This is a genomic window from Synechococcus sp. YX-04-1 (assembly GCF_030546365.1).
Lineage (GTDB): Bacteria > Cyanobacteriota > Cyanobacteriia > PCC-6307 > Cyanobiaceae > Parasynechococcus.
In genome coordinates this window covers 438,297-460,954 of sequence record NZ_JAUONZ010000001.1, presented here as the reverse complement: position 1 = coordinate 460,954, position 22,658 = coordinate 438,297, and the positions used below count along the sequence as shown (strand labels likewise).

Annotated in this window: 24 protein-coding genes and 2 tRNA genes; 16 read left to right on the top strand and 10 right to left on the bottom strand. The window is 57.9% G+C overall.

Annotated features, from left to right (window positions below):
- Positions 1-78: 78 nt before the first annotated feature.
- Positions 79-264 carry a hypothetical protein gene (locus tag Q3Y53_RS02350; RefSeq protein WP_303532368.1) on the bottom strand — a complete coding sequence of 62 codons (186 nt, stop codon included), beginning with the start codon at positions 262-264 and terminating at the stop codon, positions 79-81.
- Positions 265-1,000: 736 nt separating this feature from the next.
- Positions 1,001-1,068 (bottom strand) — tRNA-Ser (locus tag Q3Y53_RS02345).
- A gap of 153 nt (positions 1,069-1,221) precedes the next feature.
- Here Q3Y53_RS02345 and Q3Y53_RS02340 point away from each other — a divergent pair.
- Positions 1,222-1,395: a hypothetical protein gene (locus Q3Y53_RS02340; protein ID WP_303532365.1), complete on the top strand. Its 174-nt coding sequence runs from the start codon at positions 1,222-1,224 to the stop codon at positions 1,393-1,395.
- A 56-nt stretch (positions 1,396-1,451) separates the two neighbouring features.
- Here the strand turns inward: Q3Y53_RS02340 and Q3Y53_RS02335 are convergent, their stop codons facing one another.
- From Q3Y53_RS02335 to Q3Y53_RS02315, 5 genes are all read right to left on the bottom strand, one after another.
- Positions 1,452-3,362, bottom strand: a complete 1,911-nt coding sequence (locus Q3Y53_RS02335; protein WP_303532362.1) for a carbamoyltransferase C-terminal domain-containing protein — start codon at positions 3,360-3,362, stop codon at positions 1,452-1,454.
- A 5-nt stretch (positions 3,363-3,367) separates the two neighbouring features.
- A complete protein-coding gene (locus tag Q3Y53_RS02330) occupies positions 3,368-4,525 on the bottom strand; it encodes a hypothetical protein (protein WP_303532360.1) in 1,158 nt (385 codons plus the stop codon).
- Complete coding sequence (locus Q3Y53_RS02325; RefSeq protein WP_303532359.1) at positions 4,525-4,662, bottom strand: hypothetical protein; 138 nt, start codon at positions 4,660-4,662, stop codon at positions 4,525-4,527. The genes Q3Y53_RS02330 and Q3Y53_RS02325 overlap by 1 nt, the downstream gene beginning before the upstream one ends.
- Before the next feature lie 289 nt (positions 4,663-4,951).
- Positions 4,952-5,152 carry a hypothetical protein gene (locus Q3Y53_RS02320; protein ID WP_368506429.1) on the bottom strand — a complete coding sequence of 67 codons (201 nt, stop codon included), beginning with the start codon at positions 5,150-5,152 and terminating at the stop codon, positions 4,952-4,954.
- A 245-nt stretch (positions 5,153-5,397) separates the two neighbouring features.
- Positions 5,398-5,469 (bottom strand) — tRNA-Val (locus Q3Y53_RS02315).
- Positions 5,470-5,527: 58 nt separating this feature from the next.
- Here Q3Y53_RS02315 and Q3Y53_RS02310 point away from each other — a divergent pair.
- Both Q3Y53_RS02310 and mazG read left to right on the top strand, forming a co-directional pair.
- Positions 5,528-6,010, top strand: coding sequence for a metal-binding protein (locus tag Q3Y53_RS02310; protein WP_303532358.1), 483 nt, complete (start codon positions 5,528-5,530; stop codon positions 6,008-6,010).
- Between the two features lie 33 nt (positions 6,011-6,043).
- Entirely contained in the window at positions 6,044-6,877 is an 834-nt protein-coding gene (mazG, locus tag Q3Y53_RS02305) for a nucleoside triphosphate pyrophosphohydrolase (RefSeq protein WP_303532356.1), read from the top strand.
- On the opposite strand, the gene arfB is transcribed toward mazG, so the two are convergent.
- Entirely contained in the window at positions 6,874-7,305 is a 432-nt protein-coding gene (arfB, locus tag Q3Y53_RS02300) for an alternative ribosome rescue aminoacyl-tRNA hydrolase ArfB (protein ID WP_303532355.1), read from the bottom strand. The genes mazG and arfB overlap by 4 nt on opposite strands.
- Positions 7,306-7,570: 265 nt before the next feature.
- Here arfB and speE point away from each other — a divergent pair, with 265 nt between their 5' ends.
- Positions 7,571-8,413 (top strand): polyamine aminopropyltransferase, encoded by an 843-nt coding sequence (gene speE, locus Q3Y53_RS02295; RefSeq protein ID WP_303532353.1) that lies wholly within the window; start codon positions 7,571-7,573, stop codon positions 8,411-8,413.
- A complete protein-coding gene (gene speB, locus Q3Y53_RS02290; protein WP_303532351.1) occupies positions 8,410-9,285 on the top strand; it encodes an agmatinase in 876 nt (291 codons plus the stop codon). The genes speE and speB overlap by 4 nt, the downstream gene beginning before the upstream one ends.
- Here the strand turns inward: speB and Q3Y53_RS02285 are convergent.
- Positions 9,282-9,677: a Crp/Fnr family transcriptional regulator gene (locus Q3Y53_RS02285; protein ID WP_303532348.1), complete on the bottom strand. Its 396-nt coding sequence runs from the start codon at positions 9,675-9,677 to the stop codon at positions 9,282-9,284. The two genes, speB and Q3Y53_RS02285, sit on opposite strands and share 4 nt — an antisense overlap.
- Before the next feature lie 84 nt (positions 9,678-9,761).
- Complete coding sequence (locus tag Q3Y53_RS02280; protein WP_226424620.1) at positions 9,762-9,974, bottom strand: hypothetical protein; 213 nt, start codon at positions 9,972-9,974, stop codon at positions 9,762-9,764.
- Between the two features lie 130 nt (positions 9,975-10,104).
- On the opposite strand from Q3Y53_RS02280, the gene gcvT reads away from it, so the two are divergent.
- The 11 genes from gcvT to Q3Y53_RS02225 all read left to right on the top strand — a co-directional run bounded on the left by gcvT (position 10,105) and on the right by Q3Y53_RS02225 (position 22,645).
- Positions 10,105-11,208: a glycine cleavage system aminomethyltransferase GcvT gene (gene gcvT, locus Q3Y53_RS02275; protein WP_303532345.1), complete on the top strand. Its 1,104-nt coding sequence runs from the start codon at positions 10,105-10,107 to the stop codon at positions 11,206-11,208.
- 49 nt (positions 11,209-11,257) lie between these two features.
- Entirely contained in the window at positions 11,258-13,087 is a 1,830-nt protein-coding gene (gene aspS / locus Q3Y53_RS02270; protein ID WP_303532343.1) for an aspartate--tRNA ligase, read from the top strand.
- 103 nt (positions 13,088-13,190) lie between these two features.
- On the top strand, positions 13,191-14,324 hold the full coding sequence (locus tag Q3Y53_RS02265; protein ID WP_226424623.1) for an RpoD/SigA family RNA polymerase sigma factor: 1,134 nt from the start codon (positions 13,191-13,193) through the stop codon (positions 14,322-14,324).
- Between the two features lie 29 nt (positions 14,325-14,353).
- Positions 14,354-14,824 (top strand): Dps family protein, encoded by a 471-nt coding sequence (locus Q3Y53_RS02260; RefSeq protein WP_226424624.1) that lies wholly within the window; start codon positions 14,354-14,356, stop codon positions 14,822-14,824.
- A gap of 69 nt (positions 14,825-14,893) precedes the next feature.
- Complete coding sequence (locus Q3Y53_RS02255) at positions 14,894-16,543, top strand: CTP synthase (protein ID WP_303532340.1); 1,650 nt, start codon at positions 14,894-14,896, stop codon at positions 16,541-16,543.
- Between the two features lie 9 nt (positions 16,544-16,552).
- Complete coding sequence (locus tag Q3Y53_RS02250) at positions 16,553-17,170, top strand: 7-carboxy-7-deazaguanine synthase QueE (protein ID WP_303532339.1); 618 nt, start codon at positions 16,553-16,555, stop codon at positions 17,168-17,170.
- A gap of 144 nt (positions 17,171-17,314) precedes the next feature.
- On the top strand, positions 17,315-19,006 hold the full coding sequence (locus tag Q3Y53_RS02245; protein ID WP_303532337.1) for a S8 family serine peptidase: 1,692 nt from the start codon (positions 17,315-17,317) through the stop codon (positions 19,004-19,006).
- A 3-nt stretch (positions 19,007-19,009) separates the two neighbouring features.
- Complete coding sequence (locus Q3Y53_RS02240; protein WP_303532336.1) at positions 19,010-19,864, top strand: NAD(P)-dependent oxidoreductase; 855 nt, start codon at positions 19,010-19,012, stop codon at positions 19,862-19,864.
- Entirely contained in the window at positions 19,861-20,541 is a 681-nt protein-coding gene (gene queC, locus Q3Y53_RS02235) for a 7-cyano-7-deazaguanine synthase QueC (protein ID WP_303532333.1), read from the top strand. The genes Q3Y53_RS02240 and queC overlap by 4 nt, the downstream gene beginning before the upstream one ends.
- Positions 20,538-21,836: an anthranilate synthase component I family protein gene (locus tag Q3Y53_RS02230; RefSeq protein WP_303532332.1), complete on the top strand. Its 1,299-nt coding sequence runs from the start codon at positions 20,538-20,540 to the stop codon at positions 21,834-21,836. Before queC ends, Q3Y53_RS02230 begins: the two co-directional genes overlap by 4 nt.
- Positions 21,833-22,645, top strand: a complete 813-nt coding sequence (locus Q3Y53_RS02225; protein WP_226424631.1) for an aminotransferase class IV — start codon at positions 21,833-21,835, stop codon at positions 22,643-22,645. The genes Q3Y53_RS02230 and Q3Y53_RS02225 overlap by 4 nt, the downstream gene beginning before the upstream one ends.
- The last annotated feature ends 13 nt before the right edge of the window (positions 22,646-22,658 follow it).

The window sequence follows — 22,658 nt, the reverse complement described above, 5'->3', positions numbered from 1 at the left end:
CCTGATAACAAGCCTGACCCATCCCACCCGTCCTTAGCGGGATGGGTCAAGCATGTGGAGGCATCTCAGCAAGACGGCCTAGCGCTGCAGGGCAAGCACCGCCGCAGCGGCAGCAAGGGCCACGATTCCAGTCATCCAAATGCTGCTTTGGCGTTCCAACAACCAAGCAGCGTTGCGAGAAAACGACAACTTGCCCGTCGCAAGCAGCGCAGTGAGCCCCACAAGCAGAACCACGGGGACCACAAGCGCCAAGAACAACTGCATCACCAAATGCCTACAAGGCCTGTCTTCCAATGATGATCTGGTGACAAGCCGTTCAACGTCGCAACATCCACACCACAGCCTGAACCTTGACCCTGTTGATTGTCACCGCCGGTTTCATCGGTCTGCTCTGGCTAACGCAAAGCCTGATCCGACGCGGCATGGATGACGGCAGCAACGGCTGAGTGGGGCTTGACCCCCCTGCTGGCAAGGGCGTTGTCAGGGATGTCTTGGCTCCCTTGCGCTCTGCTCTGCTTCCGCTTTAAGAAAACGGCGATGCTGCGATGAGGCATAGCCACTGAGGTCGATTCGGCTGGCATTGCTGCCAGCTTTGCGCCACTCCCTCGGGGGAGTGCTGGATCTTCGGTTCATGGAAACGAGTTATCGGTTCTCGCGCAGTGGGCCTTCAGCAAGGCTCTTTGGCGTTGCCCCACCTTTGCACACTTGCCTGTCCCCGCCAAGCGGATGAGTAATTGCAGCTACGGCAAGCCAATTGGATTGGATCGATACTCCACCCAACGGCAAACGACTTGTGACCCCAGAGGAGCAGTACGTGAAATGCATGGACGCTGCCTACGCCGCTGCTGACAGGGAGACCTGCCTCAAAATGATGCGGAGAGCAGAGGGCGTCCTACGCGGAGAGTTCGGCGCCCAGACAGGAAGCGATGGCCCAGGTGAACGAGCGTTGGCGAGCTGAAGCAAAAAACCAACGAAACCCAGTGCAGCACCGGGTTTTGAGATGGGCGATACTGGGATCGAACCAGTGACAATCTCCTTTTAAAGGAGAAAATCGAACCATACAGCCCAAACGATCAGAGATCGAAATCACTGGCCAGTAACCTGACCTGAAGAGACATCAAAAGTATTGAGCCACAAGCGTGATCCGCCCTGTCGCTGCGCGTCAGGAACTGTTAATGCACTTTTTGGAGCACGCCCACGGATTTGGAGTAAACCACCGAAATGAGCCGCAGCGCACAGCCCTGGGAAGCAGCAATGCGGGCGACCAATCAAGGCCGCGAACGGCAAGAACTGGACAATCCGGAAGCTGAAGCGGCGGACCCAGATCGCGATGAAGATTCGGACAACGACGACCCCTACTGGTCACAAAATCATTTTGAATACCTTGACAGCTGACTCCACAAAGCCCGCAAAAAGCATCTACGCGAGATCACCATTCATAGATAAAAAATTTAGTCGGGTCGAAACGATCTCTGCGGCTTTTCACGGTATAAGTTTTTTCTAAAGAGTGATCCATCCAAGAATAAGTAATCCATTTGAGTATCTAAGAAGCAATCAACTGCGTCACTTGGAGTGTGAACCACTGGCTCTCCTCTAACATTGAAGGAAGTATTCAAAAGAACAGGAGGGTGCCCATATTGCCCGAGCTTGCGGAGCAATTTATACAGTGATGGATTAAAGCCTTGAGAAACAACTTGAACTCTTGCCGAACCATCCAAGTGAGTGACCGCCGGCAATGGATACGAGGAGATATCTACTGGTGTTTCATAACACTCTTCTGGCAATATCCCTATAGAAGACTTGGCTCTAGCAGTAATAAGCATATATGGATTCATAGCTCCATCAAAATATGTATGAAAATCTTCCGGCGTAGTTACAGGAGCAAAAGGCCTGAAATCTTCCCTATACTTAATCTTCAAATTTACTCTTCGCTGGGTGGAAGCCCCAAGCGGAGAAGCAAGGATGCTTCTATTTCCAAGTGCTCTAGGTCCAAACTCAGCTTTGCCCTGATAAAAACCAACTACCTTACCCTTAATGATCTCACTGGCTACGATCGATAAGGCATCATCAAGGCCACTAGTTTCAATTAATTCGATTTCACCACTTTTGCTTATCTGATCAATAAATTCTCTTGATACTTTGAAAGATGAACCCAAAAAAGGAGTGGGTGATAAGTCTTTTGATAAAGGACTAGTCAGTGAGCCAGTCTTTTTGGCAAGAAGTCGCTGATTTTGATGTGCCCGTAAACCATAAAATGCCGCCCCCAACGACGCCCCACAATCACCCGCAGCAGGCATAACATTAAAAAAACGATTACTTGACTTAAAACATTTATTCCATATTTTCTCATTGGCCTTACAATTTAAAGCAACCCCTCCCGAATAACAAAAATGCACGGAATTAGGATTTAATTTTATTGCGAGATCGAATAGATCAACAACTATATCCTCGGTTATTGATTGGATTGATGAGGCCAAGTCGGCAATATTTTGATCACAGAAAAAATCTTCATTTTTAATTGGACGAAAAGGAAGAATATTGGATAGCTTCTTGGTGTATAACTTTGAAAAGCCAGAAAAATTAAACATTGACAAGTTTAATTTCAAACTTTCTGCTCTATCATCTTTGAAAATATGCTTCCTAAGAAGGTCTTTAAATTGTGGCCGACCATATGGAGCCAATCCCATAAGCTTGTACTCGCCTGAATTAACCTTAAATCCTAAATAGCTTGTAAACGTAGCGTATAAAAGACCAATGGAGTGAGGATAAGATAATTGCCATTGCAAATGGTGGTTATTATCGTCAATCTTCCATATTGAAGCTGAAATATTTTCACCTACGCCATCGATAACGATAGAAACTGATTCACTTACTGATGCAAAGTGGTGAGAAGAAAGTGCATGACTTAAATGATGCCTCGAAAAGATAGTCTGCTTGAATGATACATCGATAAACCTATATTCATCTCTAAGCTCATCCGCAATAACTTGAAAATGAGAATCAAACAATTTTTTTACTTTTCTTTTAGATCTAAGCTCATAGCTAAATGCTAATTTTAATGCCTTGTCAACAGATCCAAAATACTTCGTTGACTTCAATATACGCCGAAACTTTTGATTAGGGTTTTCATAATATATGACGTGAAAGACAATTTGCGATCTAGAGTCTCTAAATTTAGATAAAATATATTTTAAACCCTCGCGAATGGACAAATCAGGAAAATTTTTGTCATGCTTTAAACGTGTTACCCGCTCTTCACCCTGGGCAAATAATACGTTTTGATCTTCATCAATGATAGATACGCCACTGTCATGATAGAAGCACGATATTCCAATAAAAAATCTGATCTTATTCGTACCCATATCCATTAATTACTCTTGATTAGATGAAATATATAACTTGCAAGGTCATTCTGGGAATCAATATTAGGATGAACTTCATCTCTCCATGAAATATTTGTAGAGCGATCAATAAGATCAGACGAATGCATGGTTATTTTATTGCTTTGTGATGATAGTACGTATTGTTGAAGAAATGGATAATAAACAGATATCAGCTGTAATCGTGTCAGTCTTAAGAGAAGGCACCGTAATGAGTTTGCTGGATCGTAGTCCTTTAACATCCATGGCTTATATATCCCTAACATTGACTTACAAATAGAGTCTATGGAAGAGTCATCTGAATTCAAGAAGGAACTCGGCTGAAATATATTTTGAAACTGAAAAATGAGATTTGTGTCAAGTGAATGAGCCAATTGCCCGACAACCCTTGTAGAGTTCGAAACTGTTTCTGCAATATCGTAAATAAATGACTTAATCTTGGCATGGCTAGAAGTTTTTTGAACACTATCACGAACACTGGTTTCAAAGAAGTCAATATTATTGACGATAGGCATAACCCGATCAACAATTATTTGAGGATCTCTCGTATTAGAGATTTTTTCATATACTTCATTTAAATCAATAGGGAATTTTTCGGCAATCTCCTTTGCCAGGCCCTCTGTATAGTCTTTTAATCCAGTTCGAACAAGCAAATTAGTGTAAGAATTAATGTCAAAATCATCCGCCACATCAGGGTTATTTTCAATGGTAAGTCTTTGCCTTGATGGCCCAAAAAGCCTAGAATATTCATTCTCTTGAAATAAATAAAATAGTTCATTGAATCCCGCATGCCAATATATAAATTCAGGCTTAAGTGTCAAAAAAGAGCTATATAATCTTGAAAAATATTGCTGATCTCCTGATATTGTCGATCCACCATATGCAAGATTAATAAAAGGATGATCAAATTTGCTTGCAAGGCAAGATTGGAGGCTAAGTGTTTTTGGAATTGAGGAGCCTGCCGCTACAGATGACCCCAACGTAATTGCATATTTTTTAAATTGATCTATTGACGTTAACCTGGAATCTTTGCCATTGTAAACAGAAACAGTATGTATTCCGTCGGAATGGTCTTTATTTGAGGGATTTAATATATCAACAATATTTCTAACAGGGCAATTATATTGCATCAGAAAGTATTGCATCAGAAAAAAGGATAGGTGTTGTCGTCAACCTGTTTTTTTTGGATATCTTTCTTCTTTGGTGCCGAAGACTGCTCCACTTCATCAGCATTTTTCCAGAAAAGCAGTTTGTTTCTTTTTTTTGATTTTTGCTTATCCAAAACTATGTTCGGATTGATGACTACAGCATTGTAACCTGCAAAAGCTGAATTTCAGCGGTAGCTCCTGCTTTTCACCTGGTGAATCCAGCAGACGAATGGACATGTTCAGCGTTGCGATGCAGCAGATATAACTGATCGGTTATTTAGATCGACCTCACCATCCTTTTTTAGGGATGAAACCCCAGAAAATCCATACATCTGCGGTTCGAGAACCTAATAGCTCATTAAGTAAGCCTTTGAATGCCATGGCCGCAGTGAGAGTTTGTCCGGTGCCAGTCATTTGATCGAGTTAGCGAATACATGCCACCAAAGTGCCAGGGTTCTTCTGCTGCATCGCCTGTCCAGCCGCGGCCATGAGTGTCTGAATTGACCACGACAGCAGCTCCTGCCCATCGATGCCGCTCTTATTGATGTCGTCCTTGATCTGGGCCCACACCCGTTTGATCAGCCGATACCCCTGTGCTCTGAAGACCCCCCACGTTTGTCTCATGAAAGCGAGACAACGAGTGTTGGACTGCCCAGCCAGGATCATTTCCTGAAGGTTTTCGACTTGCTTCGCTGTCTCTGTTGCGGTGGCACACGGAATGACTGATCAACTCGTGAAAGACGCTGGTACAGCGAGCTTTTGGACCCAATTAACGATAGATCTATTTGGAGCACGCTAGATAACAACCAAGAAAAATGGCCTCCCTGCCTGAAGCAAAGACACCAGTCGTGGAGTGGGATTTGGAGAGATGGGCGATACTGGGATCGAACCAGTGACAATCTCCTTGTAAGGGAGGTGCTCTACCGCTGAGCTAATCGCCCCACCGGGCAGATTCTGCCTTAACACGTCAGCTTGGGGGCGCACGACAGCCCCGAAGACTTGGCAACGGGTCGCCGCCACGACCAGAGCATCTGGGTCCTGAGCCTCCCGCTCGGCATCGCTGTTGGCTTGGTGCTGGGATGGGCTGCAGCCTTGATCACCGCCGCCAGCTGCCTAGCTGGCGGTTTATGGCTGTCCCCAGACCTGGATACCCGCTCCAATGCGCTGCGGCGCTGGGGAGCCCTCGGCTTTCTCTGGTGGCCCTACCGCCTGGTGATTCCCCATCGCTCGCTCTGGTCCCATGGCCCGCTGCTGGGAACAACCGCGCGCCTGGCGGTGCTGCTCACTTGGTGCCTGATCGTGAGCATGGCGGTTCCAGCACTCTCACCAGCGATGCTGCTGACGACGCTCCAGCAACTGATGCGTCAGCACCCACAGGAGTTCATCGCTCTGCTTGTGGGTTTGGAGGGCAGTGCATGGATCCACCTGATCCTCGATGGCGACCCCTGGCCCCAGGAATGGTCGAAGAAACGACAGCGATGAGAAGGTGGGCATTGCCCCTGTTGTTGCCCAGGCATGGCCAACGCTCCTTCTGCTGCAGTGCAGCGACTGGTCGATGTCGTGGCACAACTCAGGAACCCAGCAACGGGTTGTCCATGGGACCTGGAACAGACCCATGCATCCCTGGTGCCCTACGTGTTGGAGGAAGCCCACGAGGTGGCTGATGCCATCCGTCAGGGCGATGACCAGCACCTCAAGGAAGAACTCGGCGACCTTCTGCTGCAGGTGGTGCTGCACGCCCAGATCGCTGGAGAGGAGCAACGGTTTGATCTCAATGCGATCGCCGATGGCATCAGCAACAAGCTGATCCGCCGTCACCCCCATGTGTTCGGGGACGCCGAAGCCAAGACAAGTGACGACGTTCGACGCAGCTGGGACGCCATCAAGCTGGAGGAGCAGGCGGAGGCCCTGGCTGGCTCCACCAGTCCACTGAGCGACAGGCTCAAAACCAAGGTGCGCGGGCTGCCGGCCCTGGCTGGAGCGATGACCATCTCAAAAAGAGCAGCCAAAGCCGGCTTCGAGTGGGATGACATGGCCGGCGTCTGGGAGAAGGTCCATGAGGAGCTGGACGAACTCAAGGAGGCGGTGGCCAGCGGCGACAAAAGCCATGCCCAGGAGGAACTGGGCGATCTGCTGTTCACCCTGGTGAATGTGGCCCGTTGGTGCAGCATCGAACCCGAGGAGGGCCTCGCCGGCACGAATCAACGCTTCCTCGACCGTTTCTCCCGCGTTGAAGCCGCCCTGAAAGGGGATTTGCAGGGCCGCAGCATCAACGAATTGGAAGCCCTCTGGAAACAGGCCAAAGCGGCGATCCGAGCGGAACACTCCTCCACCTCTGGATCCAATTAATCGTCCAGGGATGGCCGGCTGCGCCGTTGACGCTTGAGGTCCCCACGCTTTTTCTTCGTATCCAAACGCCGCTTCACCGCACCGCGTCTAGGCCGAGTGGCTTTGCGGGAACGAGGCGGTGGCTGTAAGCCCTCCCGCAGCAGCTCCCCCATGCGCTGCAGTGCCTTCTGACGGTTCTGCCATTGGGAGCGTTCTTCAGCGACCACAACCCGCAAACAGCCTTCCACCAACCGGGGCTGGAAATGTTCCAGAAGTCGGGCGCGACGAAATGGACCCAAACAGGAGCAATTCGCCACGTCCAGCAGCAACTCCACGCGGGAATCGGTGGTGTTGACCCCCTGCCCGCCGGGACCGGATGAACGGCTGAACCGCCAACGCAAATCCCCGGACGGAATGGTCAACAGCTCATTCACCACCAGGTATTGCACCAGCCATCTCCTGGGTCAAGAACAACAGGATGCCTCCTACAGGGTGGGCGCAATCTCCGCATCGGCCGAACGTCCGTTCGAGAGGAAGAACGCGACTGATTTGACCTCACGCCGAATGGCTCTGGAGCTGCCCTCTTCCATAGCAGCTCCCCAACCAAGCACATTTAACTGCCATATTTTGTGTTCGTCAATCCCAAAGGCACTACATCTGGTGTTTGGAAACAGGCCCCCTGGGTCCTTAGCTGGATAGATGCCTCATCACCCCATGAGCAACTGGATTGACGAAGAGCACCGCGGCGTCCGCTATGGATTGAAGGGAGAGGTGCTGGTCGAGGAGACCAGTCGGTTCCAGCGGATCAGCGTGATTCGCAGTGAGCGCTACGGGCGAGGACTGCTGCTGGATGGCTGCTGGATGACGGCGGAACAGCAGGAACGCCACTACCACGAGGCCTTGGTGCACCCAGCGCTGTGCAGTGCCAGCTCGATCGAACGGATCCTTGTGATCGGCGGTGGAGACGGCGGCACCGCGCGGGAATGCCTGCGCCACCCAGACGTCCAGCGGCTGGACATGGTGGAAATTGACGGCCGGGTGGTGGAGCTCAGCCGGGAGCACCTCCCCGACATCGGTGGATCCGCCTGGTCCGATCCGCGGTTCCAGCTCACTGTGGGAGATGGCATCGCCTGGGCCGCCGAAGCCGAAGAACAGAGCTACGACGTTGTCTTGGTGGATGGCTCTGACCCCACAGGACCGGCCGAAGGCCTGTTCAACCGCGCCTTCTTCGAGAACTGCCGACGTCTGCTCAAGCCCGGGGGCGTGTTCGGCACGCAGAGCGAATCTCCCGAAGCCTTCCGCAATGTCCACATCGCCATGGTGCGTCTGTTGCGCGAGGTATTTGACCACGCCGACCCGCTCTATGGCTGGGTGCCGATGTATCCCAGCGGCTGGTGGAGCTGGACCTTCGCCGCAATGGGAACACCCCGCTACCGCACTGCAGATCCCGAGCGCAGCAAGGCCATTGCCCCAGGCTGCGAGATCTGGTCACCGCGCTGGCAGCGGGGAGCCATGGACGCCATCCCCGCCTTCATCGAACGGGAGTTGCAGTCATGACGATCCATCCGCCGAATGGGCTGTTCGACAGCGACGGGACCATTTTTATGGGCTCCCGGCGCAACCCTGCCGACTGCCGTGTTGGCCTCTTTGGTGTGCCGTACGACGGAACCACCTCTTTTCGGCCTGGCACGCGCTTCGGCCCCGCCGCCATTCGAGAGGTAAGTGCTGGGCTGGAGACCTATTGCCCGCAACTCGACCTGGATCTGGAGGATCTTGACTTTGCTGATCTCGGTGCCGTTGAGATTCCCTTCGGCAACCCTGAGCCCGTTCTCACAAAGGTGAAGCAGGCGACCGAAGCCGTGCTCAGTCTGGGTCTGAGGCCCCTGATGCTGGGCGGAGAGCATTCGATCAGCTCCGGTGCCGTGGAGGCCGTGGCACAACGCCACCCCGAGCTGGTGCTGGTGCAGCTGGATGCCCATGCCGATCTCAGGGACTGCTGGCTGGGGGCCCGCCACAGCCATGCCTGCGCCATGCGCCGCTGTTTGGAGATTCTTCCCAGCCAGACGCTGTTTCAACTCGCGATCCGCAGTGGCACGCGGGAGGAATTCACCGAACTGCAGGAGAGCTGCCGGTTGATGCCCAGCATCGATGCCCTTCAACAGGCCCTCGCTCCCTTGAAGGGAAAACCCGTCTATCTCACCGTCGACCTGGACTGGTTTGACCCCTCAGTTCTGCCGGGTACGGGCACCCCTGAACCCGGTGGTTACCACTGGTCTGATTTCGCCAGCCTGATCGAGGTGCTCCGGGAGCATCACCTGGTGGCGGCCGATGTGGTGGAACTAGCCCCACAACTCGACACCAGTGGTATCAGCTCCGTGCTGGCCGCCAAGGTGACCCGCAGCCTGCTCCTCCTCCTGGGTGCCGATTAATAGAAGTGACGTGCATCAATGCGCTGCTGCCGCAAACGGTTGTGCTGTTTGCTGAGCAATTGCAGCACCATCGTTGGGTGCCGATGGATGAGCGTCAAAAAATTAGTGCGGCTCAAGCGGAACAGGGAAACGGGCGTCACCGCTGTGGCATCACGGCTGTGACACTCGCTGGGATCAATTAGATCCTCGTAGAAAAACAACTCACTGGGACCAAAGCGGATGCGGTTCAACGGACCGCTGCTCAGTTCCACCCATCCCCGTTCAATCACATGGATGAACTGCACCGGCTCGCCGGCACTGAACAAGGTTGTGCCGGTGGGAAGGGTCAGGCGATCCACCTCAGGCTGTTCCTGGATGAGTTCCAGAGGAGTCAGCGGAGCTGAGGCGGACAAGGCAACAACGTTGGTTGGCTGCAGTATCCCGCGATCATCCGGTGGAGGCCATCAACAATGGCAGAGCCATGAATGGATCCAGACTCACGTCAGGCTGCGATCCAGTTCCAGCTGACGCTCACCAACGCCGCTGCTGTGCAGAGCCGGAAGCTTGGGAGAACGGGGGGTCCAGTGGTGACAGACCATCAGATCCGCCAGTTCGGCATGCACCTCCAACCGGCGCAGTCGGCACCACCCCTTCGCACCTGCCGGCAGGGTGCAGTACTGACAACTGCGACAGCAGGAGCTGGTGGCCAAACAAGTGCCCCGAGAACGGGCTCAAGCTAGTGACGGTCTGCGAAACGGACCATGGAAAGAGGCAAATTTCCGGGTTCCCTTCCGGATCGTGAAGCCCTCCATAAGAATGCGCTTCCCATCCGCCGCCCCTATGTCTCTGCAGCGCACTCCCCTGTTCGAGTCCTGCCGCAGCGCCGGGGGCCGCATGGTGCCGTTTGCCGGCTGGGAGATGCCGGTTCAGTTCAGCGGCCTGATCCAAGAACACAAGGCCGTTCGCGAACGGGTCGGAATGTTCGACATCTCCCACATGGGTGTGCTGCGCCTCGAAGGCGCCAATCCCAAGGATGCGCTGCAACGTCTGATCCCCAGCGACCTGCACCGGATCGGTCCAGGCGAAGCCTGCTACTCCGTTCTGCTGAACGAGCGTGGCGGCATCCGCGACGACCTGATCGTTTACGACTGCGGTGCCATCGATGCCGAACGGGGTGCGCTGGTGCTGGTGATCAATGCCGCCTGCGCCGACAGCGACACCGCCTGGATCCGTGAACAGATGGAGCCCGCTGGCCTGACGGTGACCGACATCAAAAAGGACGGCGTGCTGCTCGCTCTGCAAGGCCCTGAGGCCATGGGGGTGCTTCAGGAGCTGAGCGGCGAAGAGCTCAGCGGCTTGCCCCGCTTCGGCCACCGGATGCTCAACCTCAAAGGTCTGAGCCAACCGGTGTTCAGTGCTCGCACGGGCTACACCGGCGAAGACGGTGCCGAGCTGCTGCTCAACGCCAACGACGGACAAAAGCTCTGGCAGCTTTTGCTCGATCGCGGTGTCACCCCCTGCGGCCTGGGGGCGCGGGACACCTTGCGGCTGGAGGCCGCCATGCACCTTTACGGCCAGGACATGAACGACGCAACCAACCCCTTCGAGGCGGGATTGGGTTGGCTCGTGCACCTGGAAATGCCCGTGGATTTTGTCGGCCGACAGGCACTGGAGCAGGTGGCGGAATCCGGCCCTGCCAAACGCCTGGTGGGGCTCAAGCTGCAGGGCCGCGCCATCGCCCGCCACGACTATTCCGTCGTGCACAACGGGGAGACAGTCGGCATCGTCACCAGCGGCACCTGGTCCCCCACCCTGGAAGAAGCGATCGCCCTGGCCTACGTGCCCAAATCCCTTGCCAAGCTCGGCACCGAACTGAGCGTGGAGATCCGCGGCAAGGCCCAACCGGCAACGGTCGTTCGCAAGCCCTTCTACAAACGAGCCTGAGGCTCACCGCTGCTGTGGGAAACTCGCACTTCTCCAGTTGAGACATCCCATGCGCAGCAACGGTTGCGGCGACCTGCGCGAACAGAACATCGATCAGCAGGTGCAACTGTGCGGCTGGGTTGATCGACGCCGTGATCACGGTGGGGTGATTTTCATCGACCTGCGGGACCGCAGCGGCACGGTGCAGATCACGGTGGATCCGGATCTGGGCGCCGAAGCCTTCGCCGTCGCCGAGCATTTGCGCAGCGAAACCGTGCTGCAAGTTGAGGGAAAAGTGCGGCCCCGGCCTGGCGAATCGTTGAACGACAAGCTGGCCACGGGTGCCGTGGAAGTGCTCGCGAGCGGCATCACCGTGCTGAACAGCGTGAAGGGCAACCTGCCCTTCCCCGTATCGGTGCACGACGAGGAGAACACCCGCGAAGAGCTGCGGCTGCGCCATCGCTATTTGGATCTGCGCCGCAAGCGCATGAACGACAACCTGCGGATGCGGGCCCAAACCATCCAGGCCGCCCGTCGCTTCCTGGAGGACGCCGGCTTCATCGAAGTGGAAACCCCAGTGCTGACTCGCTCCACACCGGAAGGTGCCCGCGACTACGTGCTGCCCAGCCGGGTCTGCGGCGGCGAGTGGTTTGCCTTGCCCCAGTCCCCCCAGTTGTTCAAGCAGCTGCTGATGGTGGGCGGCATCGAGCGCTACTACCAGGTGGCCCGCTGTTTCCGCGACGAAGACCTGCGCGCCGACCGCCAGCCGGAATTCACCCAGCTGGACATCGAGATGAGCTTCATGGATCAGGAGCAGATCCTGGAGCTGAACGAATCCCTGATTTGCGCCATATGGAAGGCCGTAAAGGGCATCGAACTGCCGCGGCCCTTCCCCCGCATGACCTGGCATGACGCCATGGAGCGGTACGGAACCGACCGGCCCGACACCCGCTACGGCATGGAGCTCACCAACGTGAGCGACATCGTCAAGGACATGGGCTTCAAAGTGTTCAGCGGTGCCGTGAGGTCCGGCGGCGCAGTGAAGTGCATCGCTGTCCCCGGTGGCAACGACGCGGTGAGCAACGTACGGATCAAACCCGGCGGAGATGTGTTCAGCGAAGCCCAGAAAGCCGGTGCCGGTGGCCTGGCCTTCATCCGCGTGCGCGATAGCGGTGAGATCGACACGATCGGCGCCATCAAGGACAACCTCAGCGATGAGCAGAAGCAGGAACTGCTCAGCCGCACCGGCGCGGAACCCGGCACCTTGCTGCTGTTCGGCGCCGGCGACACCGCCACGGTGAACAAAGCCCTCGACCGGGTGCGCCAATACCTGGCCAAGGAGCTGGGCATGGTCAAGACCGACCGGGACAACGACCAGTGGAACTTCCTCTGGGTGGTGGACTTCCCGATGTTCGAGTTCAACAGCGACGAGAACCGTTACGAGGCCCTGCACCACCCCTTCTGCGCTCCCAACGCCGAGGATCTCGGCAGTGATGCGTCGAAATGGGGCGACACCCTGCCAGGAGCCAGGGCCCAGGCCTACGACCTTGTGCTCAATGGCCTTGAGCTCGGCGGCGGCTCCCTGCGCATCCATGACTCCGCTTTGCAGCGCCAGGTGTTGCAGACGGTTGGCTTGCCCCTCGAGGACGCCCAGGAGCAATTCGGCTTCCTGATGGACGCTCTCGATGTAGGCGCACCTCCCCACGGCGGCCTGGCCTTCGGTGTGGACCGAATGGTGATGCTGCTGGCCGGCGAGGAATCCATCCGCGACACCATTGCCTTCCCCAAGACCCAGCAGGCCCGCTGCCTGATGACCAATGCTCCAGGGGGCGTGGCCGACAAGCAGCTGGAGGAACTGCATGTGGCCAGCACCTGGGTCGAGCCCGACCAGGAGGACTGACCACAGAAGCTGAGCTGAACAGATCCCGAAGGGAATCAGCGCATTTGTCGCACCGCGGTCAACGGCGAGGAACCCTGAAGTTGGACTTCACCAAGGCCAGCTTTTGCCCAGCAAGCCCCGACGGACTGGGGGGACCCGTGAGCGCCGCAGCAGCGGTACGACGGATCTGCTGCGGCTTTATCTCCAGGACATCGGCCGGGTCGACCTGCTCACCAATGAGGAGGAGGTCACCCTGGCCCGTCTGGTGCAACGCCGCGAAGCCCTGCTGCTCCAGCAACGGGAGCTGGCCGAAAGCGATGCCGCCATCGGTGAACTGCATCGTCTCGAAGAACTGCAACGCCGCGAAGCCAACCAGCACAGCCACTGGCCAACCAAGCAGGAATGGGCCCGAGCGGCCGGTCTGCCCTTACCCGAGTTGCAGCAGCGGATTGACCTGGGCTACCAGGCCTGGGCGAAACAGGCCCAGCTTGAAGCCAAAGATCTGAAGCTGGCCCTCCGCAACGGTCGACGGGCCAAAGATCACATGATTCAGGCCAACCTGCGCCTAGTGGTGGCGGTGGCCAAGAAGTACCAACAGCGCGGCATGGAAATCCTGGATCTGGTCCAGGAAGGAACGCTCGGGCTGGAGCGGGCCGTGGAAAAGTTCGACCCCACCCGCGGTTTCCGGTTCAGCACCTACGCCTACTGGTGGATCCGTCAGGGGATCACCCGGGCGATCGCCACCCAGAGCCGCACCATCCGTTTGCCCGTTCATGTCACTGAAAAACTGAACCGGATCAAACGGGCCCAGCAGGAGATTGCGAGCAACGAAGGGCGCATCGCCTCGATCGCGGATCTGGCGCGCGAGCTCGGGATCAGTGAAGACACCGTGCGCCAGACCCTGGCCCGGGTGCCCCGCTCAGTGTCTCTGGACACCCGCGTCGGCCGCGATCAGGACACCCAGCTCGGAGATCTGATCGAGGACGGCCATGCCACCCCCGAGCAAACCCTCACCCACGACGAGTTGCATAACGATCTGGAGGATCTCCTCGATGAACTCACCAGTCGGGAGGCTGCTGTCCTGCGCAGGCGCTTCGGCTTGGAGGACGACACTCCCCAGACCCTGGCACAGATCGGAGAAGAACTGAAACTTTCAAGGGAACGCGTTCGTCAGATCGAAACCCGCGCCCTGCTCAAGCTGCGACAACCCCAACGACGCAGCAAAGTCCGGGATTACATCCAGAGCCTTGATTCCTGAACCAACCGTCCAACTCTCCCCACCACGCCATGGACATTGACATTGGTCTTTCCCAAGAGCAGCGCGACACCATCGCCGATGGACTCGGGCGACTTTTGGCGGACACCTACGTGCTGTACGGGAAAACCCACGGTTTTCACTGGAATGTCACCGGGCCGATGTTCAACACGCTGCACCTGATGTTCATGGAGCAGTACACCGAGCTTTGGACCGCACTGGATGAAATTGCCGAACGGATCCGAGCCCTCGGCCTGATGGCCCCCCATGGCGGCAGCACCCTGGCGGGCTTGTCCTCCATCCCGGAAGCCGAGCAACATCCTCCGGCCTTGGACATGGTGCGCGAGCTGGTGGCCGGCCATGAAGCGGTGGCACGAACAGCGCGCAGCGTGTTCGCCCTTGCTGATGCGGCCGATGATCAACCCAGTGCAGACCTCTTGACCCAACGCCTCCAGGTGCATGAAAAAACCGCCTGGATGTTGCGCAGCCTGCTTGAGAACTAACGCATCACGCGCGTGGGCCCTGGAGACCATGACCGACGCCAGCTAATTTGAAGAATCGCCCGGCAAGTCATGGCCAAATTCGTCTTCATCACCGGTGGTGTGGTGTCCAGCATTGGCAAGGGGATCGTGGCGGCAAGCCTCGGCCGGCTGCTGAAGTCGCGGGGCTACAACGTTTCGATCCTCAAGCTGGATCCCTACCTGAATGTGGATCCCGGGACGATGAGCCCGTTCCAGCATGGTGAGGTCTTTGTCACCGAAGACGGCGCCGAAACCGATCTCGACCTGGGCCATTACGAGCGCTTCACCGACACCGCGATGTCACGCCTGAACAGCGTGACCACCGGCTCGATCTACCAATCGGTGATCAACAAGGAACGCCGCGGCGACTACAACGGCGGCACCGTTCAGGTGATTCCCCACATCACCGGCGAAATCCGCGAGCGCATCCACCGCGTTGCATCCAATAGCAATGCCGATGTGGTGATCACCGAAATCGGCGGCACCGTCGGTGACATCGAATCACTGCCCTTCCTTGAAGCCATCCGGGAATTCCGGGAGGACGTGGGTCGCAACGATTTGGCCTACATCCACGTCACCCTGCTGCCCTTCATCGGCACCTCCGGCGAACTCAAAACCAAGCCAACCCAGCACTCAGTCAAGGAACTCCGCTCCATCGGCATTCAGCCGGATGTGCTCATCTGCCGCAGTGATCGCGACATCAGCGAAGATCTCAAGCGAAAAATCGGCGGCTTCTGCGGGGTGCCCACCCGCGCCGTCATTCCCTCCTTGGATGCCGACAGCATCTATGCCGTCCCGCTGATCCTCGAACAGGAGGGTCTGTGCCGTGAAGTTCTGGACGTGCTGAACCTGACTGACCATGACAGCGACATGGCGGCATGGGAACAACTGGTCAACAAGCTGCGCAACCCCGGACCGTCGGTGAAGGTTGCCCTGGTGGGCAAGTACGTGCAACTGAACGACGCCTATCTGTCGGTTGTCGAAGCGTTGCAGCATGCCTGCATTGCCCAGGATGCCTCCCTCGACCTGCACTGGGTCTGCGCCGAACAGATTGAAGCCGACGGTGCCGATGCACTCCTGCGCGGGATGGACGCCGTGGTCGTGCCCGGTGGCTTCGGCAACCGTGGCGTCGATGGAAAGATTGCAGCGATTCGCTGGGCCAGGGAACAACGCGTGCCCTTCCTGGGGCTCTGCCTTGGGATGCAAACCGCTGTGATCGAGTGGGCTCGCAACCAGGCCGGCCTTACCGGTGCCACCAGTGCTGAATTGAACGAAAACACGCCGCATCCCGTGATTCACCTGCTGCCGGAACAGCAGGACGTGGTGGACCTCGGCGGCACGATGCGCCTGGGGGTCTACCCCTGCAGGATTGCGCCGGGAACCCTGGCCCAAAGGCTTTACGGGGACGAGGTGGTCTACGAACGCCACCGCCACCGCTACGAATTCAACAATTCCTATCGCAATCTGTTCCTGGAATCCGGATACGTGGTGAGCGGCACGTCCCCGGACGGTCGTCTGGTGGAGTTGATTGAACTGAAAGGGCATCCCTTCTTCACGGCCTGTCAGTACCACCCAGAATTCCTGTCCCGCCCTGGACAACCCCACCCCTTGTTCCGGGGATTGATCGAGGCAGCCCAACAACGCCTTCCCGATTCGCCGGCTCAGGCCCTGCGTCAACAGGGGGATATTGCAATCCCATGAACCGCGTCGATGGCTGACTCCCAGCGTCTCCCGGTGGTGGAAACGTTCCATTCCCTGCAGGGAGAAGGCCACCATGCCGGACGCAGTGCCTTTTTCATTCGCCTTGCCGGCTGCACGGTGGGTTGTTCCTGGTGCGACACGAAGCACTCATGGCCCAGCCAGGGGCACCCTGAGCAGCCCATCGATGCCTTGGCTGACGCTGCCCAGATGGCTGCCAAAGCAGGGGCCAGCTTCGTTGTGATCACCGGTGGCGAGCCGTTGCATCACAATCTGCAGCCCCTCACCCAGGCCCTCGATGCTCGATGTGGCCTCCCCCTGCACCTGGAAACCAGTGGGGTGGATCCGCTGAGCGGACGCTTCGACTGGATCACCCTGTCCCCGAAGCGACACCAGCCCCCGCTTCAGGGGTTACTGGACCGGATGCAGGAACTGAAGGTGGTGGTGCATGCCCCTGAAGATCTGCACTTCGCTGATGCGATGGCGCAGGCTGGCCAGGCTGAGGCTCTGCACTATCTCCAACCCGGCTGGGACAGCCCGGAAGGCCAGCAACTCGCAATTGAGCACGTGCGCCATAACCCCACCTGGCGCCTAAGCCTGCAAGCCCACAAATGGCTGGGGGTGAGGTGATCACCGCCAGAACGCCCAGAAAACGCTCAGTCAGCCCACAGCCTTCACTTGGCAAGCCTCGCGGCACCTGAGCCACAATAAATTTATAGGGTGGTGGGGATCATCCCTTGCCGCTCCTGGAGTTGTTCGTTTAACTCCTCAGCCATGTCCTCCTCCATCCGCCGCAGACGCAACGTCCGCCGCCGTCGCTGGCAGGATGATTTTGGTGCGACCCCTGATCGGTCAGGCCAGCTGAATGTTGGTGGCCGCAGCCAAGGGACTCTGGAAAGGCACGGTGATCGCGATTGGTTTGGCATCAACCTGGACAGCGGAAGCAGTTACCGGGTTGATCTGAAGGGGCAATCGCTGCTGGATCCACACCTGCGGCTGCGGGATAGCCGTGGGCGAACCATGGCGGAGATCGACGACACCCCCACCAGCCTCGACCCGAGCGTCCAGTTCAAAGTCTTGCAAGGCGGACGCTTTTACCTCGATGTGGGCAGTGCCCAGGGAACTTTTCGGGGGAGTTACACCCTCTCCGCCCAACTCTTAAGACCTGCAGAACCCAGGCCTCAAGCTCAACTCCAGCGCACATTCAGCCGTGTGGATGGCTATGGCCAGGTGAATGCCAAAGGTGTCTTTGAGGCCCTGCTGAATCGCCCCCTTAACGATCAAGCTTCCCTTGGAGGCGAGCTCTGGAACCTCGACATGATTGGCGCGCCAGAGGCCTGGGCCGCCAACAGCAACGGACGCAGCACGACCGGCAAGGGCGTGACCATCGCCGTGGTCGACACCGGCATCGACTACAGCCACAGCGAATTCAAAGGGCGCATTCGGGCTGGCTACGACTTCGTCGATGGCGATTCGATCGCCGAAGACGCCAACGGACATGGAACCCATGTGGCTGGCACAATCGCTGCGGCGAATGACGGCCGCGGCATCATCGGCGTCGCGCACGAGGCAGCGATCATGCCCATCCGCGTCCTCGATGAGAACGGAGCGGGGTATCTCTCCGATGCGATTCGAGGCGTTCGCTGGGCCACGAACAATGGCGCCGATGTGATCAACCTCTCCCTCGGCGGAACGGGCTACAGCCAAGCCATGGCCAATGCAATCCGCCATGCCTCCCGCCGCGGCACCGTCGTGGTGATGGCCGCAGGGAACGCGGGAGGCGCCTCAGCGGAATACCCGGGTGCCCATGCCATCGAACATGGCATCGCTGTGGGGGCTGTCCAACGGGATGGGCGCATCGCGGGATTCTCCAATCGCGCTGGATCACGCCCCCTTGATTACGTCACCGCACCCGGCGTCGGCATCACATCCACCCTGCCTGGCAATCGCTATGGCCGCTACAGCGGTACCTCGATGGCGACACCCCATGTCGCCGGAGTTGCTGGGTTGCTGAAAAGCCAAAACAGCAGTTTGAGCAGCAGCGCCATCGAGGATTTGATCACAGGGACGACACAGGGAAGAAGCAACACCCAAGGCAACCCAACCGGCACGCCGCGTGCAGGATCGAGATCACTTAGTTCACGGGTGATCACCTTGGAGAACATCGACAGCCTTAGTGCCGATGCCTTTGACGACCCGCTGATCGGAAGCTTGAGCGGCAACAGCAAAGATCGCGAAGCAACCACGCAAATCATGCGCCGCAGAATTCGCCGCGACCAAGGCAAGTTTGCGGCCGTCGACGACTTCACCAGTCTCGACAACCGCGATCATCTTTTCGCCAGCGTGGACTTCAACAACGCACCAGGATCGGATCAACGGGATCTGCTTCGCACCTTGCTCGCCAACAACCACTTCGATTACTTCGAGATCGATCAAGCGATCCAGCTTGATGTCTTCAGTGCATAAGTAATGCCAAGCGTTGCTCTGCTGGGCACCGGTCTGCTCGGTGAATCCATTGGCCAACGCCTCCTCCAGCGAGGCGTTTCGCTTTACGTCTGGAACAGAACCCAGGGACGCTGCAGGGACTTAATCGAAGCAGGCGCCCAAGCCCTGAACAGCCCATCGGAGGCCGCCCGTTGTTGCGACAGCCTGATCACGGTGTTGCGCGACGGCCCCATCACGGCGGCCGTCTTGAAAGACATCGGCCGCCTCGATGGCTCCACCTTGATCACGATGGGAACCGTGGGAGTCACGGAAAGTCAGGCACTGGCCCAACAAGCTGCTCAGCAGGGAGGACGCTATCTGGAAGCCCCGGTGCTCGGCAGCAAACCGCAAGCGCTGAATGGATCACTGCTGGTGATGGCTGGCGGTGAAGCGCAGGTCTTCGAAGCACAACAGCCACTCCTCTCCCATCTCTGCCAAGAGCCCCTGCTCGTAGGCCCCGTTGGCAGTGGAGCTGCCACCAAGCTGGCCCTCAATCAGTTGATCGCCAGCCTCACCCACAGCTTCTCCCTCTCCCTGCAGCTGATTCAGCGGGCCGGCGTTCCTGTGGAGACGTTCATGGCCATCCTGCGGCCGTCAGCGCTCTACGCCCCAACCTTCGATAAGAAGCTGCAACGGATGCTGGATCACACCTACGCCGATCCGAACTTCAGCACCGCCCTGCTGCGCAAAGACCTGCGTCTGTTCCTGGAGGAAGCGGCAACCGCCGGCCTCCAAGACCAAGGGCTCAGCGGTTTGCTGTCCCTGCTTGAGCGAGCCAAGGGCACCGACCTGGATGAACAGGACTACTGCGCCCTACATGAACTCACGGTCCTGAGATGAGTCAACGCACTTCGATCGCGCTGCTCTCCGGCGGGTTGGATTCCGCCACCGCTGCGGCCCTTGCCCTTGAGCAAGGTGACCGCGTCATCGGCCTTTCCTTCGACTACGGCCAGAGCCATCGCCGCGAATTGGACGCCGCCGCTGCCATCGCCCAGCAACTTGGCGTAGCAGAGCATCACCGCATCGCCGTGAATTTGGCCAGCTGGGGGGGCTCAGCCCTCACTGACGCCAGCATCTCAATCCCAACCCATGGCGTTGAGGAGGGCAGCATCCCTCCCACCTACGTACCCGGGCGCAACACCGTGTTCATCTCGGTGGGCCTAAGCCTGGCGGAAGCACGCGGGGCCGAGCGGTTGGTGCTGGGGGTGAATGCTGTCGACTACTCGGGTTATCCCGACTGCCGGCCCGACTACCTCAACGCCTTCCAGACCTTGGCCGACCTGGCCAGCAAAGCCGGTCGTGAGGGCCATGGCGCCCAACTCTGGGCACCCCTGGTGCAGTGGAGCAAGGTGCGCATCGTTGAAGAAGCCCTTCGCCTGGGTGTTCCGATCGAAACAACCTGGAGCTGTTACAGCGGCGGCACGCACCCCTGCGGCGTCTGCGACAGCTGCCGCATCCGTGATGCAGCACTCCGCGAGGCAGGACGGCCTGATCTCTGCAGTTCCACGCAGGCATGATCCGCCCACAACGGCTTGAACTGGCCTGGCAGGAGCCGGAAGCCATCGCCCGCCAACTGGCCCATGCCTACGGCGAGCAAGGCCTGATCTGGCTGGATGGTGACGGCAGCAGCCTGGGGCGATGGGCCACCCTGGCGGTCGAGCCGAAGGAGATCGTCTGCTGCCGCGGCCTGCCTGGTGAGCCCGGAGCCAGCAATCCCTTCGAGGCTCTGCGGGGGCTTGACCCAGGCCATTGGTGCGGCTGGCTGAGCTATGAAGCCGCTGCTTGGGTGGAACCGGGAAACCCCTGGGCCAGCGATGGCATGGCCACGCTTTGGATCGCTCGCCACGATCCGGTGCTTCGCTTTGATCTCCAAAAGCGCAAGCTGTGGATCGAAGCCAGCAGCACGGCTGCTCTGGAACACCTAAGCCAACAGCTGGCCTCGAGCACTGAGCAGACCAAAGGCAAGCCCCCATCGATCCCCCTAGGGGCTTGGCATCACCACACCTCAGCCGATCAATACGCCGCAGGTGTGCAACGCATCCGAGATCTGATCGCAGCAGGCGACCTCTTCCAAGCCAATCTCACGGCCTGTTGCAGCACAGCCTGGCCCCAGAGAAGCAGTGCCTTGGAGCTGTTTCTCACCCTTAGAGATGCCTGCCCTGCTCCCTTTGCAGGGCTGATCATCAGCGACCAGAACGAGGCGTTGCTGTCATCGTCACCGGAACGGTTTCTGCAGGTGAGTGTCCAGGGAGCCGTACAAACCCGGCCGATCAAAGGCACCAGGCCGCGCCATGGCGACCCTGAACAGGATGCGAACCTCGCCGCGGAACTCGTGTGCAGTGACAAGGACCGGGCCGAGAACGTGATGATCGTCGATCTGCTGCGGAATGACCTCGGTCGTGCCTGCCAGCCGGGTTCGATCCAGGTTCCCCAACTGGTGGGACTCGAAAGTTATGCCTCCGTGCATCACCTCACCTCGGTTGTGGAGGGACAGCTGAAGGCCGGATTGAGCTGGGTCGATCTCCTGGAAGCCAGTTGGCCTGGGGGGTCGATTAGCGGAGCACCGAAACTGCGGGCCTGCCAACGTCTGCATGAGCTCGAGCCCACCAGCCGCGGTCCTTACTGCGGATCCCTGCTGCGGATTGACTGGGATGGCAGCTTCGACAGCAACATCTTGATCCGCTCTTTGCTGCGCCAAGGTGACACCCTGCGGGCCCATGCCGGCTGCGGAATTGTCGCCGACTCGGATCCCCTCGGCGAAACGGAGGAGTTGATGTGGAAGCTGCAGCCGTTGCTGGAGGCGCTGACATGACCGCCTCAGTCGCCTGGATCGACGGCCAGTGGGGAACAGCAGCAAGCCTGCAGCTTCCCCTCGACGACCGAGCCCTGCTCCTAGCCGATGGCCTCTTTGAAACCGTGCTGATTCACAACGGTGAGCCGCAACTCCTGCAGGAGCACCTGCAGCGATGGAGTGACAGTGCGGCCCTGCTGGGCATGGACCCGCCACCGCAGCGAGATGCACTGGGGCCTCTGATTGAAGGCGCAATTCAGCGGAGCCAGCTGAGCGAAGCAGATGGAGCCCTGCGCCTCAACTGGAGCCGTGGCAGCACACCCCAGCGCGGAATCGGGCTTCCGGCCCCAGGACACCACCGCTTTTGGCTCACGCTCCAGGCCTGCGCACCAACGTTTTCAGCCGTCACCACCATCACCAGTCGCCATGAGCGCCGCAATGCCTCCAGTCGATTGAGCCATTGCAAGACCTTCGCCTACGGGCAATCGATCCAGGCCCGCCGGGAAGCCCAGGGCCAAGCTGCCGACGACGCGCTGCTCTTGAACACGGCTGGGTCCCTGTGCTGCGGAACGGCGGCCAATCTGCTGGTCCGGCGTCGCGGACAGTGGCTGACACCGGCTCTCAGCAGCGGCTGTCTTCCAGGAGTGATGCGAGGCCGTGCACTGGCCCAGGGCATCGCGGTGGAAACCGAGCTGGCAGCAGAGTTCGAAGCCGATGATCAGGCCGTTTTAATCAACAGCTTGAGCTGTCGACCGATCGCATCGCACAACGGTCAGCCCATGGCGGCAACGACGACTGCAGTGGAACTTTGGCAATCCTTACTCCATTGAGCCAAAGACCAGC